This is a genomic window from bacterium, from assembly GCA_008933615.1.
GTDB lineage: Bacteria > CLD3 > CLD3 > SB21 > SB21 > SB21.
The window spans coordinates 108540-127390 of record WBUR01000002.1; the positions used below are offsets into that span (position 1 = coordinate 108540).

Below are 18851 nucleotides of genomic sequence, written 5' to 3' on the forward strand. Positions count from 1 at the left end.
GTTATGAACAACCCGCAAAATATAATTGAAAACATCATATATTTTGAAAGACGCTTCTACGAAATCAATCCGGATGGAAGATTTTTGGAATCATTAGTTGAATTTTGCTATTCATTCAAACCTCTTCTACCGTCCCGTTATTCTATAGCCGTGACGGACACCGATGTGTTTGTTACATCCCTCATCGGTCAAAGTTTAAAATTACCTGTCATCGAGAAACGGAAAATTGATGAATATTTCAAGATTAATCAGGCCATCACGAATAATGAAGTTTTCACACAACAGTCAAATTCATTAGGGTTTGAACTCATTCAAACTACAGTGCCTGTACACGGTATAGACGGCGGTGTCATTGGAACTTTTAATATATTTTACCAACCGGACGACATTCAAAAAGACGCTGACTACAGAAACGAACTTGTGCGCGCGATTGGCATTGGTATGGAGACCGGTGTCATTTGCCGTTATCTAGCTGAAAAAATAAATCAATTGTTATCAGCCGACCATGTATTGATCACGGAATATGACACTATCGAAGAGTGCTTTTTTTCTGCATCTGAATTCACTTTTGACAACACGACGCTCGTTTCTGAAGATTTTGAACGAGAAAAACTCACATACGGTCATTCTATTTATAAAAACATCAAGAATACGGTTCAGTCCTACGTTTACAGTTCAGCTAAATTACCTGACATTCAGAACTCTCCCTTCAGAAACAATACCAGGCAAACGTTTGTTGTGACCCCGATCATATCTAAAGACCAGATTATCGGAACATTAAATGTCGGATTTACACACAATACTGAGTTAAATAAATCAATGATTTATTTGATTGAAGAGCTTGCATGGTACTTATCTATTTGTATGGCCAGGGACAATAATCTTAAAAGTCTTGATCAGATTTCAAAACAACTATCTGTAATTGAAAAAGAGCTCCACACATTTCAGGATACTAATTCAGTGCGAGATCTTAGAAGAGAATTCTTGTCAGACACCCGGGACCAGCTAATCCAGATTATTACAAATGTTGGTATTCTCTGTGATATCGAGAATCAACAATCAGACGCGGCATTGTCACATATTGTAGATCATCTGGATAAAATGACCTACGCGGTAAATCAGCTCCAGAGCCATGATTTTGTTCTTGATCATTCCAGTCACGTTGCAGTTGACATTAAATCCATAATAGATGAGGCGCTCTTCGGAATGGAAGAAAAGGCCGCTATGAATAAAATGCCCGTTAAAAATGTACTTTTTTCCAACCGCATTACTTCATGTGGAATCACTGAACTGAACCGAAATGAATTTGACCGGATATTGAACAACGTATTGTTTGTGTTAATTAATAAATCACAGCTGAACAGTACAATTTATTTTGACAGCCGCGAGAGCGAAAACCGAACGCACATAATGGTGCGAAACTTCCAAGGCGATTTATCCGCAGTCCGGCATCCTGAAGACACACAAAAACATCAAAAAAGATCAGAGCTCGTATTTAGAACAACAAAAATGCTTTTGAGTTTGAATGATATCGAATTCCGATTTGACGTGTTTGCTGATTTTAAGTTTATCTGTGAATTCATTTTCAAGCGGACGGATTCAGCTCGCTTTTTACGAACTGAAGTAGAATTGCAGAATGACATTAAAGTTGAAAACGAGTCTTTTAATATCCTTGTAGTCGATGATGACGATGCGTTGAGCGAACTTATGGTGGATATACTCGAATCACGAAATTTTCAGGTTTCCTGTTGTCACGATGCAACGTCGGCAATTGAAGAATTCAAGAAACATAAATTCGATTTGGTTATTACAGATTTAAGTTTGCCGAAGATTAGCGGGTTAGAACTCGCTTCCAGAGTAAAAGATATGTGCCCCGCAGTGCCTGTTATTATGGTCACAGGGTGGACTTCAGAAGTAGAACAGATAAAAGAAAAGAATCTTAATATTGATTTTATTTTATCAAAGCCCTTCAATTTGATTGATCTAATGGGCATGGTCGAGGGAGCATTAAAACTGCTCAAACCAATAGAGGTCTAATGAAAAACATTCAACCATTGCTCATTGTTGATGATGAAATACGCGTTTTAGACGTGCTCGTTAAGACATTTGAATCAGATTATAAAACACTTTCTGCGAATAATGGATTTGAGGCACTGGAAATATTAAAACAATCGCCGGTAAAGGTCATAATTACCGATGAGCGTATGCCAAAAATGAACGGCATGGCGTTTTTAAGACAGGCTAGGCTTATTCTTCCTAACACAGTCAATATCATCCTTACGGCATATACAGATCTGTCCGTTGCCATAGACGCTATTAATAGCGGTATTGTTTACCGATACCTCGTAAAACCATGGGATACGGATGAATTACGAATTACTATAAGACAGGCTTTTGAACGATTCGATTTGCTGAATGATAATAAAAATCTGACGGAAGAATTACTGAGGAAAAATCACGAACTAGAGCAGAATATACGCGAATTAAAAGAAACTCAGGATAAACTCTTGCGGACCGAAAAGCTGGCAGTTGTCGGTCAATTAACGGCGAGCATAGGCCATGAATTACGCAACCCGCTTTCACGGATCAAAACTGCAGCCGCTTTGATGAAAAATGAAATTAAGGACGGAAATAAAGAAACCGCTGAACTGCTGAAGATAGTTGACAATGAAGTAATGGTATCCACGAAGATCATAAACGATTTACTTGATTTTTCTAGGGAACGGAAACCAAGTTTAAAACCCTGCGACCTTAATGAAATCGTAACCGGGACGCTAAATCGACTCAGATTCCCGGATTACATACATGTTGAACAACAATTGGATGAAACCATTCCAGAGCTGTATCTTGATGATGGCCAGATTCAGCAGATATTAGTTAATTTGATTTTAAATTCAATACAATCCATTGACGATTCCGGTAAAATATATATTAAAACCATCCTGAATAAGGAATTTGTTGATCTAACAATCAAAGATACCGGTTGCGGCATCCCCCAAAGTGACCTTGATAAGATGTTTGAGCCTTTGTTTACCACAAAACCTAAAGGAATCGGTCTTGGTATGTCCATCGTAAAAATGTTACTCGAAAGCCATGGGGGTACTATTCAAGTTCAAAGCCGAGAAAATATCGGGACTACCATCACGATAAAACTACCACTCAAACCTAATCTATTGGAGAAATGATGCAGCATTCTATCGATGAACAACTTCTCATAATTCGACGCGGAATAGTTGATATCATACCAGAAGATGAACTTATTAGGAAGCTGGAGCGGGCAATAAAAGAGAATAAGCCACTCAAAATTAAATTGGGTTGTGACCCGTCGCGGCCGGATTTGCACATTGGCCACTCAGTCGTTCTTCGGAAATTAAGACAATTCCAGGATATTGGACATGAAGCAATATTGGTGATCGGAGACTTTACAGGTATGATAGGGGATCCGACTGGCAAGAACAAAACCCGCCCTTCTTTGTCACTAGAAGAAACTCGGCATAATGGCAAAAGTTATTTTGAACAAGCTTCTAAGATTCTGGATCCTGTAAAAACTAGAATTGTTTATAATTCAGAATGGCTGGCTCCGATGGCCTTTGCAGACGTAGTGAAGATGGCAAGTATGTATACCGTTGCCCGAATGCTAGAGCGTGATGATTTTCAGAACCGCTATAGAAATAATGAACCAATCAGCGTACATGAATTTTTGTACCCCCTCGCTCAGGCGATGGATTCAGTTGCACTTGCATCTGACGTGGAGTTGGGGGGGACTGACCAACGATTTAATTTGCTGGTTGGAAGAGACATACAAAAAGAATACGGCCAAGAACCACAGGTCATCATTACTATGCCCTTACTCGAAGGAACCGATGGGGTTCAAAAAATGAGTAAATCACTTAACAACTATGTCGGTATTGACGATGTCCCGAAAGAAATGTTCGGAAGAATCATGTCTATACCGGACTCATTAATCTATAAATACTTTGAGTTAACGACAAACGTTTCCATTTTGGAATTAGAATCAATAAAAAGGGATCTAGAAAACAAATCTGTGAACCCCTCGCTTCTAAAACGAAAATTGGCAATGGAAATTATTGCACTGTATCATGATAAATCATCTGCCGAAAAAGCTGAAGAGGAATTTGATCTTATATTCAAAAAGAAAGATATTCCGGAAGATATTCCGATTTTTAACGTGTCGATAAATGAAATGACAATTGTAAAGTTGCTAACAGAAACGAAACTGGTTGATTCTGGAAATGAGGCCCGAAGACAGATACTACAAGGCGCAGTCAGTCTTAACGGCCAAAAAATCATGGATGACAAACTAAATGTGAAACTGGATGGCGATCTGATTCTAAAGGTAGGTAAAAGAAAATTTCTAAAAATTGTCCGTACAAAATAAACGTTATTCTACTGCCGGGATATCCGAAATTTCATCATCATCATCTACTCTCTTAAAATGATCAATAATTGCGCGCAGCAAACCGCTGAAGATAAACATCATCATTCCCGGAAATATTATTTTTGACGGAAATATCGCAAAAAGGGGAAGAATTACGATCATCAAAATGATTTTAATCGCGTCTTGAGGCCTCTTAAATGAAAAATTAGGCATAGCTTCGTATCGTATTTTACTGACCATCAACAAAGATACAAGTATGGTCAAGCCAGTAAGTATTTCAGGATGTTTGAATCCGCCAAATATGGATTTTTCGAATACAACAAAACCTACAAGTGAAATGGCAGATGAGGGAATGGGCAACCCCTTGAAAAAATTGTCCTTTTCAGCAAGGTCAGTAGCCTGCGTATTAAAACGCGCAAGCCGAATTCCCCCGAAAACGAGCGGTAAGAAGCTGAGAAATATTCCAAAAAAACCCCAAGACGAAAAATAAGACTGGTAAATTAGAATTGCCGGGGCAAAACCAAAACTGGATATATCAGCTAAAGAATCAAGCTCTACGCCGAATTCAGAACTTGACTTAACCAGACGCGCAACTTTTCCGTCAAGGACGTCCATGACAGCCGCAACAAGGATCAACCAAGCTGCCGACACATAGTCTCCATTTATTGAGTATACCACTGACAAGAATCCTGCAAAAAGATTCAATGCCGTCACTAAAGAAGGGAGGTGTCTTTTTGGTAATTGTCTCAAAAAAGTTTCTCCATTTTGTCGTGGTACATTCTAACGAATGACTCCGATAATGGTTTCCCCGCCGGCTACTTTGTCGCCAACCCTGATTTTTATGTCAACGTTTTTTTGCATAATCACATCAACGCGCGACCCGAACTTAATGATTCCGCATCGGACACCTGTAACCACATTGTCTTTTTCTTTTGGATCGAACACGATTCGGCGCGCCAATAATCCGGCTATTTGTTTGAACAGTAGCTTACCTTTAACCATTTCGATGCCAATAACCGTCTGTTCATTTTTTACCGATGCATCATGATTAAAGGCAGCCAAAAAAGTGCCATGCATGTAACGAAAATATTTGATAACCCCGCTGATCGGAATTCGATTTACGTGAACATTGAAAACCGACAGAAATATACTGACCTGCACAGCATCTGATTTTAAAAACTGATCTTCGTATACATCCTTGATCAACACTACTTTCCCATCGGCTGGAGAAACTATAAGATTATCGCCCAATGGAATATTACGCTCAGGATCACGGAAAAAATAGATAACTAAAAATTCAATAAATAATAATGGAGCAAGCAACCAGTAGAGAACCGGATTACCAAAAAAAATAAGTAAAATTATAACACACGAAACAAAAATATTAACCAAAACAATCGTGAGTGTCCCTTCTTTTGATATTTTCAAGATTTGATACTCCATGTTGAAAGATTAAATACGTCATTAATTTAGCCTACCAAATTCAGTTTCTCGTCTTTGGCGCGCGGATGCAAAATTCGCTGTTTCACTTCATTGTATATTTTGCCTATTTGGTTCTCTTTGCTGTGCGCGATCTCTTTTTCTAACCTTGAATTATCAACGTTATCCCAAATCCGGCAGGTATCAAGCGTAATTTCATCGCCAAGGTAAATCTTACCTTTGGATCGGCCAAATTCTAATTTTAGATCTACTAGTTGATAATTTCGGCGCTCAAAAAAGTTTTTCATCACAGCATTTACTTTGGCAGAGAGCCGCTGGATCATCCTGATTTCGTCTTGATTAGCAGACCCAAAGACATACAGATGGTATTCATTAACCATCGGGTTTCCCATTTTTTCATTCTTGAAATAAAACTCAATAATGGGAGCGGGGAGCACCTGACCTTCATCCATTCTGAAATTTTTTGCAAAAGTTCCTGCAGAAACGTTGCGAACGATAACACTGATTGGAACCATTTCCAATTTACGGACTACAAGCCATTTTTCATTGAGCTTCCCAATATAATGAGTCGGGATATGATAGCTATCGAGAAACTGAAATATATATGAAGATATTTCTGTATTGGTTTGACCCTTGCCTCTTACTTTTTTAGTTTTCTTGCTGTCAATAGCAACAACCTCATTCTTGAATTCCATAAACAAGTAATCGGGGTTGCTGGTGCTGAAAAGTTTTTTCATACTGCCGTCATAGAACAGCTGCTCTTTTTCCAATTTCTTTATGTTGACTTCCAAGGTAGCCTCCTGCAATGCCTTAATAACGTTTAGTTCATTTTATTCCGGATCGTTCAAACAGATAATCAATGTGTTGTAAACTTCGGGACATATCAAAACACTCATTAATATCTTGTTCACTTAACAGTTTTCTCACAATCTCATTCTTGGAAATAACTTCCTTGAAGTCGCTTTTTTCAGATTGCCACACTTCCATTGCACTTTCTTGAACAACTTTATAAGCCGCTTCTCGACGCATACCTTTGTTCGCAAGCGCCAACAGAATGGGTTGGCTGAATATTAATCCGCGGGTCTTATTAATATTTTTTAGCATATGGTCAGGATAAATAAGAAGACGTTCGATGACATGCGTAAATTGGGTTAGCATGTAATCCAGTAAAATAGTACTGTCCGGCAATATGACACGTTCAACCGAGGAGTGCGTAATATCTCTTTCATGCCAAAGGGCAACGTTCTCTAACGCAGCCATGGCATTCGACCTTAAAAGCCGGGCTAATCCGGTTACTCGCTCACATGTGATTGGGTTTCGCTTGTGCGGCATCGCGGACGAACCCTTTTGTCCTTTAGAGAAATACTCCTCCGCTTCCAGTATCTCAGTGCGTTGTAAACTTCGAATTTCTGTAGCAAATTTTTCAATTGAAGCCCCGATTACGGCTAATGTGGACAAAAAATCAGCATGCAAATCTCTAGGAACGACTTGTGTTGCGTTGACAGGCTTTAGCCCTAACAGGTGTCCTGTTTTTTCTTCCACTCGGGGATCCAAATGTTGAAAAGTTCCAACCGCTCCGGAGATTTTGATAACCGAAATACCGTCAATAACTTCTTTAAGACGCGCTAAGTTCCGTCCGATCTCATCATACCAAAGAGCCAACTTTAGACCAAAAGTAATCGGTTCAGCATGAACCCCATGCGTTCTTCCTATACATGGCGTATATTTAAATTCTATGGCTCGATTCTTCACAACATTCTGGAGGGTTTTCAAGTCACTCACCAGAATTTCTCCTGCTTCACGAAGGAGTATGGAAAGGGACGTATCCAGAACGTCATTGGATGTCATACCTAAATGAATGTATCTCGAATCTTCGCCGACATATTCAGCAACATTGGTCAGAAAGGCTATGACGTCATGTTTAACTTCGGTCTCAATTTCTAATACACGAGAAGTATTAAACTTAGCTTTGTTCTTAATCGAGTCTATTGCGCTTTGAGGAATTAAGCCCAATTCAGCCTGTGCAACGCAAACAGCGATTTCAACGTCAAGCCATTTCTGAAATTTATTCTCGTCAGACCATATTTTTCCGAATTCCGGACGCGTATACCTCGTTATCATTATTTGCCAAGTTCATTAAATTTTTTCAAGGCTTCATCACGTTCTTTAACCAATTGCAGGTTAGTGTATGCCACGAACAGATTCTGCCAAGCATTCTTGTGTGTAGGATTTAGTTTGATCGTTTCTTTCAGACTATTTACCGCCTTCTCAAAGTACGGTTTTTGAATCTTAACTTTTTCTTTGTTTTCAAGATTGTAGGCTAAGTTTCCTTCTAATTCTGCAATGAGATTATAAAACTTACCAATGCGATAGTACGATTCCGCTTTGTCAGATGATGTTTCAAGATTTTTTCCCATCACCTCTATAGCTTCCATTATGTTTTGTTTGCATGCTTCAATATCAGGCTTAAGGATCCCTGTAACTGTTTTCATATCCGCTTTTGCAACCCCGCCGTGTTTTTCGATTTCACTACTGCGTTGTTTTTGATAGGCAAAAAACATCTCGTCTGCAACCTGAAAATTGGATTCCTCGTCTGACGGCTTCAATCTCTTTACTATTTTCAGTTCTTCGATTGCTTTGTCGTTCTGATTCTTGCCGAAATATAGGCGTGCTAAATTGAAATGCCAATCAGGGTTGTTGGGATCAGTTTTAATAAGTTCTTCGTATGTCTTAAAAGCCTCGTCTGTTTTGCCTAGAATATTATCGTAAATATAGGCCTTTTGTTGTACTAAAGTGGATTTAATAACCTTAGCTAGACTGTCATTTGTTTCAACCATCAATGCTTTGTTGATCCATTCTATTGATTTATCGTAATTTTTCTCATCGAAATATTGGATGAAAATGTTGTACATGACTGTGAGATTGGTTTTGTCAGCATCTGACAATTTTAATAAATTTTCCAGTACCCTCTCTCGGAGAATTTTCTTGTTGGCTTCGTCCTTCTCAGAATTCATCAACTGAATATACGAATTGGCCAATAGATTGTAGACGGTTGCAGCATAACTGGTTCCATTTATGACCGATTGGGGATCCCAGGCCAGAATGAGATTATACTTATCAATTGCTTGATAAAATAGGGTCCTGGCGCTATCCCCGGCAGACATCGTTAAGGCTGTGTTAAATGCTTTGTTACCCTGATTAAATGTCTTCAATTTCATATCGTTGATACATTCTTTGATCGAAAACAATTCAATGCCTCCGGTAATATGCTCGCCTTTTTCAAGGAATTTCTTCCCGTGACTCAATGAATTTTGAAAAGCATCGTAAGCCAGTTGATACTCTCGCATGTAGTAATAGACCGAGCCTAAATAGAAATACGTCTCTTCTTTGTCTTTTTCACGTTCATCCCTAACAACGTTATTTTTCAGCAAGAGATCAATTGATTCCTCATAATATTTTTGAGCTTCGCCTGGTTGATTAACCGCGTTCTTGAATCTCACTTTTACACCACCAATTACGGCTGAGTGACTTTTGTTTTGAGAAACAGTCAGGTCGGTCACAAAAAGCAACAAACTCATTGTAAAAACTGCAACCAATGTCAGTGATATTTTGAGTCTTGAAGAATACATCATTTCCTCCGAATTATTCATTTTAATTAACAGTCCGCGAAATTATAATGCGGCCCTTTATATATATTTTTTTCCGTTATAATTGCCGTAATCATTGTTGCCGGAGTAACATCAAATGCAGGGTTATACGCACGGGCGCCAGCAGGTGCTATGCGATTCCCATGATAATGAGTGATTTCATCGGGATTACGTTCTTCGATCGGAATGTCATGGCCGTTTTTCGCTATCGAATCAATAGTTGAAGTAGGGGCAGCAACGTAAAACGGAACCTTGTGTTTTTCACATAAAACAGCCAGTGAATATGTGCCGATTTTGTTAGCGGAGTCTCCATTTTTTGCAATTCTGTCTGCACCGACAATTACACAATCCACCTTATTCTGAGCCATTAAATAACCCGCCATGCTGTCGGCAATTATCGTGTGATCAATTCCTTCTTTTATTAGTTCCCACGATGTTAATCGCGTCCCTTGCATAAGCGGCCTGGTTTCATCAACATATACATGAATACGTTTATGTTGCTGATGCGCCGTCACAAGCACACCCAAAGCCGTTCCGAAACCACCGGTAGCCAGTCCGCCCGTATTGCAATGAGTTAATATTGAAAATTTATCTTTGATTAGCGCGGAACCTTGCCGACCAAGTGACAAGCAGCATTGTATATCTTCTGTCAAAACAGCATGTGCCTCAGACATTGCGCTATCCATGAGCTCGCTTGTTTTTACGACTTGTTTCAATTCAATTATTTTCTTTATTCTCGAAACGCCCCATTTTAAATTTATCGCCGTTGGGCGGCTCTCAATCAAACGGTCTGCTATGTCATTTACTTTTTCGAAGGAAATAGATTTTCTTGCCCGTATTAATTCCTGCATACCCAAAACCATACCGTATGCACCGGCAATTCCCAAAGCCGGAGCGCCGCGAACTTTTAGTTTTTTTATCGAGTCTATTAGTTCATCAATACTCGATATATTCAGGTAAACCTCGTTTTTCGGAAGAGCGGTTTGATCAATTATTCGAATGGAATCATTAGCCCATCGAATAGTCTCAATCATAGAAAATCTTTTTTTAAATTCAAAAAAAACAAATTCAAATGAATTTGAGAAATATATTTAATGCTATTTCAAAAATCAAGTTTAAACTTGGGTATCTTCTAAATTATTTTATGAAACAAATAAGAAAATAAACGTAAAGATATTATAATCGTTGAATTTATCTTCACTGACAAAATTATTTGCTTTATTACGATTCAAAGTTTATATTCTATTACATGCTTATCCTGTGGGCTCACGAAAGGAAAAGAACCTTCAGCCTCAACGAATTCGAAGGCTGATTTTACTATACTCTGTCATGGCTCGACAAGCTTGTCCTGAGCCCTGCCGAAGGGCTCACCTGACGTATGTGAGCATAGTAAGCAGGCTCTATTATTATTAAAAAAGGAGTGATTATGCGTTTGTTTCCCTGGTATTTGGCACTACTTTCCGTTTTAAGCTACGGTTTCACAAAAAGCAGCGCTATAGCAAGTGAGATCGTGATACAAAGAGCCATTAACGCACAGATGGATGTCCAGGATTCTTCTCTATATTATAAGAAATTGGCATTTACAGAATTGAAAAACTATGAAAACATGTCCGGGGCACTCCGAATTTTTTCAAAACTTTTTGGCGATAACCTCAAACGTTCTTCTCAATATATTTCCAAGGTTCTTAAGAATAACGCTGAAGATACTGAAGGGATTTTTTTGAAAGGCATGCTTCAACGATTTGAAGGTAAACTTAGAGAATCCGAAGCTTCTTTTAAACAAGTAATTTCTAAAGACGACAGGTTTGTGGCATTTGATTTGCCCAATGTTTGGCTCCAATTAGGCTCAACCTATCGTGAAATGGGAGAATATGATCTGGCAATTGATTCGTACAAACAGGGCGCTCTTATAAATCTTGAAGACACGTTTCCTCTTATACAGCTTTCATTGGTGTTTATGGACATCGGTAAAGATGAAGAGGCGTGCGAAGCATTTTATGGCGGACTAAATGATATCAGAGACCCGGTAACAATTGAGAAAGTATTTATCGACGCCAAAGAGATTGCATCGACTGACGAAATAAAGCAGTGGGAATCTTTCAAGTCAAACCCTGAAAAATTAGAATTTTTAAAAACTTTTTGGAAGCGCCGTGATCCTAATCCGATAGACCCTGTCAATCAGCGTTTAATTGAACATTACAAGAGACTAAACTATGCACGTCAAACATACAGCAAAGCATTCAAACCATGGTATGACGATAGGGGCGCTCTGTATATCAAACTCGGCAAACCAGAAAGAGTTTACTATGGAAGACCTCAACAAAACATAAAAGAAAACGAATCTTGGTTTTACGATAACATTAAAGCGGGATTATTCTACGACTTTGTGGATTTTCATGGATCTTATCAGCTCACATCACTTTTTGACGCGGTTGACCATAGTGCCAAAATTCAGGATATCGTTGAGCTATTCAATGAAAGATCAAGTTACAACATGTACTATCAAAAAATTGCTTTAAAAATAAAAACACAGGCTGATGTTGAACAACAAAGAATTGAAGAGCAGATGCAAAACGCCGGTGGGGGTTTGACTGGAATTGGACCGCTTATCGATCGCTTGTCACGAGCAAGGGACGCAGCCGGTGCGCTTCAGACAAATCAAAACCTACAAGACAATACTTTTAATCTAAATTATGTGAATAAACAAAATTTTATCTTCGATGTAGGCGCGCCTCATTTGCCGATCAATTGCAATTTCGCTTCATTTAAAGGTAACAAAAAAGATTCGCGGCTGGAGTTTTATTATGTTGTTCCTTTCAATCAACTAAATTTTGTGCCGAGTATTTCGGAGACAAATAAATTCTCAACCGGCCTGAAGCTTAATTTTGCGTTGTTTGACCTGAAATATGACGAAGTAATGAAGCTTGATCGCGATTATATGATTACAGCCGGAGGAAACGAGATAACCTCGCACTTCTATATCGACCAACTCGACAATGAAATTCCACCAGGAAAATATGTAGCGGCGCTTGAAATAAGAAATAATGAAAAAGACCGTGTCGGGATATATCAATTTGTAGTGTCTGTGCGTGATTATTCGTCAGATACACTTACAGTAAGTGATATAGAAATAGCGCAATATGTCGACAATACGATTACAAGAGAAAAGTTTGTCAAACCCAAATCAACACTTAAAGTAGTACCTAACCCTGCCGCCGGTCTTCTAAAAAATAAACCTTTAACGGTTTATTATGAAATTTATAACCTGACATTGAATAATGACGGAAAGAGTTCGTATCAAATTTCATATTCTATCAAAATGGCTGAAGGTGGACAGGGTTTTCTTAAAGCAATTACCGGAGTATTTGGTAACAAACAGGAGGCTTCCACCTCATCGATCACTACAAAAGAAGGCAAATCAACAACTGAAAAAGAATATATTGGCTTCGATATAAGCGAATTACCAACCGGTGTGGCGACGCTCGAAGTTAAAGTTAAGGATCTAAATTCTTCAAAGGAATCAAGCAGCGTTATCAATCTGACTATTCTAGACGAAGAAAAGAAAAAAGAAGAAACGATCCAGAAGTAGAGGGTAACGTCAACATCAAGAATGGTGAATTGAAACTAATACTTTATAGTCTTATAACCTTACTGTTGTGTAAGGATGCTTTGGCTGTAGATGAAAAAGCTGCCCCAACCAAAACGCTCCTTGCGTTTCATCATTTGAGCCGGTTTCACATAGACTCCTTGCGTCGGCCTTTTTATGCATTAGAAAAGCATACGGATTTTCAGAAATCTTACTTGAGTATTTCCGGTTCAGACCATCAAAAGAAATCAGCCTTTTTTGCATTGAGCATGTCAGCAATCCTTCCAGGTACTGGTCAGCTTTACGCACAAAACGGACGTGAAAGTTTGATAAAAGGAGCGTCTTTTTTAGCTTTAGAAATAACGGGCTGGGTGCTTTATTTTCATAATCAAAATAAGGGAAAGAAGTTCGAAAAAAAATATGAGAAATTTGCGGACAACCATTGGGACGTTGATAAGTATCTTCTGTTTTTGGAAACGTCACTGCAAAATGATCCGAATTTTGAAATAAGCCCCGGGGACTTAGGCCGCAAGGACAGCGGAATTAATTTTGCATTATTGGAATCTGCGGAAAACGAATGGGGGACTAACACCGGGGTTTCCGTTCATCATCTTTATAAAAATTCCCGTCAGCAGTATTACGAGATGATTTATAAATATCCTGAACAATTTGGACTTGGGTGGAGTGATGCTATAAATAACCAGAACACGTATCCGTATACCGGGTATACAAGAAATAATCTCACGCCATTGATGATAGACTATCGCGGGATGCGCATCAAAAGCAATGATTACCTGAGCACGGCGCGCGGAATGACCGGTTTAATCATGATTAATCACCTTTTGAGCATAACAGACGCGGTCTGGACTGTGAAACGAAAGAACAGAGAAGAATCAACAAAACTCAGTTTGTCTTTTAGGCTGGAACAGAAGCAGCATCAAAATGAATTAATCACATTTTCAACTATACGATTCATCTATTAAGAAACATATTGAGGATATTTATGACATTCGAGGGAAAGCTTTCAGCGCAGAATCACAAATATGCAGTCATCGTCAGCCGTTTTAATAGTTTCATAACGGACAAACTATTAGAGGGAGCAACGGATTGCATCAATCGTCATGACGGAAATTCAGAAAATATCGACATCGTCAAGGTACCGGGATCATTCGAAATTCCTCTCACGGCGTTAAGGATCGCGCAAACGAAAAAATATGATGCTGTAATTTGCCTGGGCGCGGTTATTCGCGGTAAAACAGCCCATTTCGACTATGTGGCTGGTGAAGCCGCAAAAGGAATTGGCCAAGTGGGACTGCAAACGGGCATCCCAACCATTTTTGGCGTTCTTACATGCGATACACTGGAAGAGGCCATTGAACGCGCCGGATCTAAGAGCGGTAATAAGGGCTGGGATGCGGCTTTAACGGCTATTGAAATGGTAAATCTGTTGAAACAATTAAAGTAGCATACTTGCCTTTTTCATTTTATTCCGCAAATAAAACGTTCCGTTGAGATGCTTAAAACGCTAAGTATAAAGAACTTTGCCTTGATTGAAGAGGCCGAAATTCAGTTTGAGCTTGGATTAAACATTATTACCGGCGAAACAGGGGCGGGAAAATCTATACTACTTGGCGCTTTATCTATGATCCTTGGAGAACGGGCCGCTACTGACAATATCCGCAGTGGCGCAGAGCGATCAGTAATTGAAGGAACGTTTACCATTGAAAACAACCAAGGTGTCCGCTGTTTACTTCAGGACAACGATATCGAGGTTCATGAAAATGAGATTTTGATTCGTCGCGAAATTTCCCTCAAAGGCCAGAATCGATGTTTTGTTAATGATACGCTAATTACGACTTCGCTTCTTAAGTCAATCGGCGATCTCCTTGTTGATCTCCATGGACAACATGACCATCAGTCGCTGCTGCATCAGGAAATTCATGTGGATATCCTGGATGCATACGGACGTCTTGAGTCTGTGACAAACGAAGTCAAACAGAGATTTAAGCGGATTGGCGAGATCAAAAATAGAATTGAAGAGCTTGAAAACCATAAACAAACTTATCTTGAAAAACGCGAACTTTTTCAGCATCAACTAAAGGAGATTAAGGATATTTCGCCGGAAATCAGTGAGGACACGAGATTAATACAGGAAGAAAAGATTATTTCGAATTCTGAAAAACTTTTTGAACTAACAAAAAAAATATACGATGCCCTGTATGACACAGATAGATCGGTTGTGGAAATTTTGGGCGAAACGTCTCGCGATTTTGAAGAAATTAGAAAAATCGACGAGCGGTTAAATGAAATTCTTACCCAATTCGTCACGGCAAAAATTACGCTGGAAGAAGTATCGCGATGGGTCGGTGATTACCATCAGAAATTAACCTTTGAGCCTGAGCGGCTTGAGGAAATTAGAATGAGGATTGCGGCTATCCAACGATTGAAAAAGAAGTATGGATCAATCGAAGAAATTCTTGCGAAGAAAGATCAAATCCAGGAAGCCATTAATATATCGGATAACTTTGATTTTGAATTGAATAAGGAGCAAAAGCAGCTGGCGATTGAGATTGAAAATTACGTTAAAATTTGCGCTGAGTTAACTGCGCAACGACGTAAATTTGCTGTTGAACTCGACAAGAAAGTCGTTCTGGAAATGCGGAACTTAGGCATGGAACACGCCATATTTAAAACAGAAATCAGATATATTGAAAACCTTGAAGGTTTCATCACAGTGAACGGCGTTCATGTTAACGCGTCATCAACTGGCCTTGACTTCGTAGAATTTATGATCTCCACTAATTTAGGAGAGTCGCCGAAACCATTGGTCAAGGTTGCCTCCGGGGGTGAGGTGTCGCGCATTATGTTAAGTCTGAAATCCGCACTTGCAGGGTCGGATCAGATTCCTACTTTGGTTTTCGATGAAATCGATGTCGGCATTTCCGGACGCATTGCGCAGGCAGTCGGCAAGTCGTTATACCATCTTGCGCAATCCCATCAAACGATTTGTATTACCCATTTGCCTCAAATTGCCGGCTTTTCACAATCGCATTATTCCGTTGAAAAACACTTTAATAAGAACAAGACAGTTACCACAATCAACAAGCTCTCACAAGATGATAAAATACGTGAAGTTGCTAAACTATTGGGCGGCGAGCATGTCACGGACGCATCTTTAAAGAATGCCAAAGAGCTTGTTTCAAGTCTCAGCACATAGCGTAATTCAGATTTTAAATTACATGAAAAAGAAAATTCGACTAACGCAAACTGTTGAATGCGCCGGTTGAGCCAGTAAGATGAGTCCTCTTGATTTGAGGGCCGTTTTGGCAGGTCTGCCGAAATTCACAGATGATAATTTATTGGTCGGAATGGAAACTTCCGACGACGCCGGTGTGTATCGTCTCGATGACGATACCGCGCTCATTCAAACTGTGGATTTTTTCACTCCGATTGTGGATGATCCGTATACATTCGGCCAAATATCTGCTTCCAATGCGTTGTCAGATATTTATGCAATGGGAGGTAAGCCACTCACGGCTTTGAATATGGTATGCTTTCCGTCGAAAGAGTTGCCTATCGACGTATTACATAAAATTCTGGAGGGAGGAGCTGAGCGTATTAAAGCAGCCGGCGCTGTATTAGTAGGAGGCCATTCCATCGAGGACAAAGAAATTAAGTATGGACTCTCAGTTACCGGAATTATCTCTCCCAAAGATATTATAACAAATGCTAATGCAAAACCCGGCGATGTTTTAGTTTTAACTAAACCGATAGGTACGGGGCTGATCGCTACTGCGATCAAAAAAGGGGATGCTGCGCCATCGGACGTGAAAGAGATCGTACAGTCGATGATTCATCTGAATGACGGAGGTGCGGAACTGATGCGACAATTTAAGGCAAGCGCCGCAACCGATATTTCAGGTTTTGGCTTGCTCGGGCACGCATTTGAAATGGCAACCGCAAGTAGAGTTGATTTAACTATCATGGCGAGCCAAGTCCCGTTTTTTAAGAAAGCAAGGAAGTTTGCTGCTCAAAAGAAGTATTTAACGAAAGGAAACAAGTTAAATCGTCAATTAATAGGGGATAATATTATTATATCTAAAGCTATAGATGAGGACATGAAAAGACTTCTATATGATCCCCAAACATCCGGAGGGCTGTTAATTGCAGTTCAAAAACATCGGGCTGATGAATTGGTTGCCGGCCTGCGTAACTACGGCTACTTCTCGACTGGTATTATTGGCTTTGTAAGTGAAGGAGCGGGACAAATTATACTGGGGTAGTTTATGTATCGTTATTTTGTTTTGTTTCTTGGATCCGTCTTTATCGCTTCATGTGGAAAGTTGCCAAATCATAATCTTTCTACGAGCGAATCAAAGAAAATCGAGTTCTTGACTAAGCAAAACCGCGCTGAAAAGGATAATTTTTTTTCATCTGCAGATTCGCCTCTAAACGACACCGTCAAGGTACTATTTCGTGGTTTAAATTATTATGCATTTGATTCTGCATATGTGTTCAAATTACAATTGAATAAATATGAAAAGCCACGCGAATTAGAGATGATTACTTCCAAAGGCAAGATCAAACACTATACTGAATACGGTTATTTTGAATTCGATTTTCATGGTCGGCAGAAATTGAACGCGTACCGGCCAAAACCGGCAATCGAAGGCAACGACGACTATCTTTTTATTCCATTTAAAGACTCAACGAATGGGAATGAAACTTATTCAGCGGGTCGATACATAGAATTGACATTGCATGGGAAGAGTGACGATTACATTTTGGACTTCAATTCCGCCTATAATCCATGGTGCGCGTACAGCGACAACTATAACTGTCCTTACCCGCCGAAAGAAAATCACTTGCTGATTTCAGTTTATGCGGGCGAGAAGAAATTTGACCTTAAGGCGCATTGATATAAATGAAACAGTCGCAGCTACTTGATTTATTCGGAACATGGAACCCTCCAAATATGTAAGCGGTACAAAAAAAATGACCAAGCAAATAAATGCTTAGTCATTCCACATGTGGAGACAAGGGGGATCGAACCCCTGACCTCAAGACTGCCAGCCTTGCGCTCTCCCAGCTGAGCTATGTCCCCAAATTAAATGGTGTCGCCAATGTAAATATTCAAGCCAGAAAAAGCAAGAAAATTGTTATTATACGACAAATTTTACTTGCAAAATGAACTTTATTTCTTTATCTTTAGCCTCAGTTTGCTTTTACCTATTACGGAGTGGGTTCTCAAGACCCACTTTTTTATTTTGTAGATATGAAATGGACTTTGTGGCAAAAATACAAGAAACAGTGCACTGGGCTATTGAAAATACTGACTTTAAAGTTGTAGAAATCGATTTAAAAAGTGTCCAATCACGCAAGATGATTCGAATCTTTCTTGACAGCGAAAGCGGCATTACGATTGATCAATGTAAAGCCTTTAGCAGAAAAATTGCAGACAAAATGGAGTTGGATAATACCATAGATAGCGAATACGTTTTAGAAGTATCGTCACCGGGAGTCGAAAGGCCAATTAAAGAGGACTGGCAGTTTCGAAAAAATATCGGGCGCGAGATTCTTGTAAATTACACGGACCGTGACAAATCGAGCAAAGAATGCAAAGGCACGATAGAAAATGTCATTGAAGATAAACTCCATTTGAAGCTCAAAGGTAAGAAAAAAAATCTGCCGGAACTGATTGAAATCCCGCTTGCAAAAATCAATTCCGCCTTGATACAACTCAAATGGTAAAAAATTTATTTTATATATTAATCGTTTA

16 protein-coding genes and 1 tRNA gene are annotated in these 18851 nt (G+C 39.3%); 10 read left to right on the forward strand and 7 right to left on the reverse strand.

Translation table 11 applies throughout. The annotated features are described in order from the left end of the window. The first annotated feature begins 3 nt into the window (after positions 1–3). From F9K33_01275 to F9K33_01285, 3 genes are read left to right on the forward strand one after another with little or no spacing between them, the layout of a single operon-like run. A complete protein-coding gene (locus tag F9K33_01275) occupies positions 4–2037 on the forward strand; it encodes a response regulator (GenBank protein KAB2881401.1) in 2034 nt (677 codons plus the stop codon). Then, positions 2037–3185 (forward strand): response regulator, encoded by a 1149-nt coding sequence (locus tag F9K33_01280; protein ID KAB2881402.1) that lies wholly within the window; start codon positions 2037–2039, stop codon positions 3183–3185. Before F9K33_01275 ends, F9K33_01280 begins: the two co-directional genes overlap by 1 nt. After that, entirely contained in the window at positions 3182–4399 is a 1218-nt protein-coding gene (locus tag F9K33_01285) for a tyrosine--tRNA ligase (GenBank protein KAB2881403.1), read from the forward strand. Before F9K33_01280 ends, F9K33_01285 begins: the two co-directional genes overlap by 4 nt. A 3-nt stretch (positions 4400–4402) precedes the next feature. Here F9K33_01285 and pssA read toward each other — a convergent pair whose 3' ends face one another. The 6 genes from pssA to mtnA are packed head-to-tail and all read right to left on the reverse strand — an operon-like array spanning position 4403 to position 10517. Next, positions 4403–5149, reverse strand: a complete 747-nt coding sequence (gene pssA / locus F9K33_01290) for a CDP-diacylglycerol--serine O-phosphatidyltransferase (GenBank protein KAB2881404.1) — start codon at positions 5147–5149, stop codon at positions 4403–4405. A 30-nt stretch (positions 5150–5179) separates the two neighbouring features. Further along, a complete protein-coding gene (locus F9K33_01295; protein KAB2881405.1) occupies positions 5180–5842 on the reverse strand; it encodes a phosphatidylserine decarboxylase family protein in 663 nt (220 codons plus the stop codon). A 26-nt stretch (positions 5843–5868) separates the two neighbouring features. Beyond that, positions 5869–6630 carry a phosphoribosylaminoimidazolesuccinocarboxamide synthase gene (locus F9K33_01300; protein KAB2881406.1) on the reverse strand — a complete coding sequence of 254 codons (762 nt, stop codon included), beginning with the start codon at positions 6628–6630 and terminating at the stop codon, positions 5869–5871. A gap of 34 nt (positions 6631–6664) precedes the next feature. Beyond that, on the reverse strand, positions 6665–7960 hold the full coding sequence (locus F9K33_01305; protein KAB2881407.1) for an adenylosuccinate lyase: 1296 nt from the start codon (positions 7958–7960) through the stop codon (positions 6665–6667). Beyond that, positions 7960–9489: a tetratricopeptide repeat protein gene (locus tag F9K33_01310; protein ID KAB2881408.1), complete on the reverse strand. Its 1530-nt coding sequence runs from the start codon at positions 9487–9489 to the stop codon at positions 7960–7962. Before F9K33_01310 ends, F9K33_01305 begins: the two co-directional genes overlap by 1 nt. Before the next feature lie 5 nt (positions 9490–9494). Then, positions 9495–10517 (reverse strand): S-methyl-5-thioribose-1-phosphate isomerase, encoded by a 1023-nt coding sequence (mtnA, locus tag F9K33_01315; GenBank protein ID KAB2881447.1) that lies wholly within the window; start codon positions 10515–10517, stop codon positions 9495–9497. A 395-nt stretch (positions 10518–10912) separates the two neighbouring features. On the opposite strand from mtnA, the gene F9K33_01320 reads away from it, so the two are divergent. The 6 genes from F9K33_01320 (at position 10913) to F9K33_01345 (ending at position 17991) form a co-directional block, all read left to right on the forward strand. After that, entirely contained in the window at positions 10913–13075 is a 2163-nt protein-coding gene (locus F9K33_01320; protein KAB2881409.1) for a GWxTD domain-containing protein, read from the forward strand. Between the two features lie 29 nt (positions 13076–13104). Continuing rightward, positions 13105–14055, forward strand: a complete 951-nt coding sequence (locus F9K33_01325) for a hypothetical protein (protein KAB2881410.1) — start codon at positions 13105–13107, stop codon at positions 14053–14055. A gap of 20 nt (positions 14056–14075) precedes the next feature. Next, positions 14076–14537 carry a 6,7-dimethyl-8-ribityllumazine synthase gene (locus tag F9K33_01330; protein KAB2881411.1) on the forward strand — a complete coding sequence of 154 codons (462 nt, stop codon included), beginning with the start codon at positions 14076–14078 and terminating at the stop codon, positions 14535–14537. 48 nt (positions 14538–14585) lie between these two features. After that, positions 14586–16289: a DNA repair protein RecN gene (gene recN, locus F9K33_01335; GenBank protein KAB2881412.1), complete on the forward strand. Its 1704-nt coding sequence runs from the start codon at positions 14586–14588 to the stop codon at positions 16287–16289. A gap of 79 nt (positions 16290–16368) precedes the next feature. Then, the gene (gene selD / locus F9K33_01340; protein ID KAB2881413.1) at positions 16369–17355 is read left to right on the forward strand and encodes a selenide, water dikinase SelD; all 987 of its coding nucleotides are present in this window, start codon (positions 16369–16371) and stop codon (positions 17353–17355) included. 3 nt (positions 17356–17358) lie between these two features. Continuing rightward, complete coding sequence (locus F9K33_01345; protein ID KAB2881414.1) at positions 17359–17991, forward strand: DUF1684 domain-containing protein; 633 nt, start codon at positions 17359–17361, stop codon at positions 17989–17991. 112 nt (positions 17992–18103) lie between these two features. Here the strand turns inward: F9K33_01345 and F9K33_01350 are convergent. After that, positions 18104–18176, reverse strand: a tRNA-Ala gene (locus F9K33_01350). A gap of 83 nt (positions 18177–18259) precedes the next feature. Here F9K33_01350 and F9K33_01355 point away from each other — a divergent pair. Beyond that, positions 18260–18823, forward strand: coding sequence for a hypothetical protein (locus F9K33_01355; protein KAB2881415.1), 564 nt, complete (start codon positions 18260–18262; stop codon positions 18821–18823). Positions 18824–18851 lie beyond the last annotated feature (28 nt).

Coding starts and splice junctions, on each gene's coding strand:
- F9K33_01275 (KAB2881401.1), top strand. CDS start 4: ATGAACAACCCGCAAAATATAATTGAAAACATCATATATTTTGAAAGA.
- F9K33_01280 (KAB2881402.1), top strand. CDS start 2,037: ATGAAAAACATTCAACCATTGCTCATTGTTGATGATGAAATACGCGTT.
- F9K33_01285 (KAB2881403.1), top strand. CDS start 3,182: ATGATGCAGCATTCTATCGATGAACAACTTCTCATAATTCGACGCGGA.
- F9K33_01295 (KAB2881405.1), bottom strand. CDS start 5,842: ATGGAGTATCAAATCTTGAAAATATCAAAAGAAGGGACACTCACGATT.
- F9K33_01305 (KAB2881407.1), bottom strand. CDS start 7,960: ATGATAACGAGGTATACGCGTCCGGAATTCGGAAAAATATGGTCTGAC.
- F9K33_01310 (KAB2881408.1), bottom strand. CDS start 9,489: ATGAATAATTCGGAGGAAATGATGTATTCTTCAAGACTCAAAATATCA.
- F9K33_01320 (KAB2881409.1), top strand. CDS start 10,913: ATGCGTTTGTTTCCCTGGTATTTGGCACTACTTTCCGTTTTAAGCTAC.
- F9K33_01330 (KAB2881411.1), top strand. CDS start 14,076: ATGACATTCGAGGGAAAGCTTTCAGCGCAGAATCACAAATATGCAGTC.
- recN (KAB2881412.1), top strand. CDS start 14,586: ATGCTTAAAACGCTAAGTATAAAGAACTTTGCCTTGATTGAAGAGGCC.
- selD (KAB2881413.1), top strand. CDS start 16,369: ATGAGTCCTCTTGATTTGAGGGCCGTTTTGGCAGGTCTGCCGAAATTC.
- F9K33_01345 (KAB2881414.1), top strand. CDS start 17,359: ATGTATCGTTATTTTGTTTTGTTTCTTGGATCCGTCTTTATCGCTTCA.
- F9K33_01355 (KAB2881415.1), top strand. CDS start 18,260: ATGAACTTTATTTCTTTATCTTTAGCCTCAGTTTGCTTTTACCTATTA.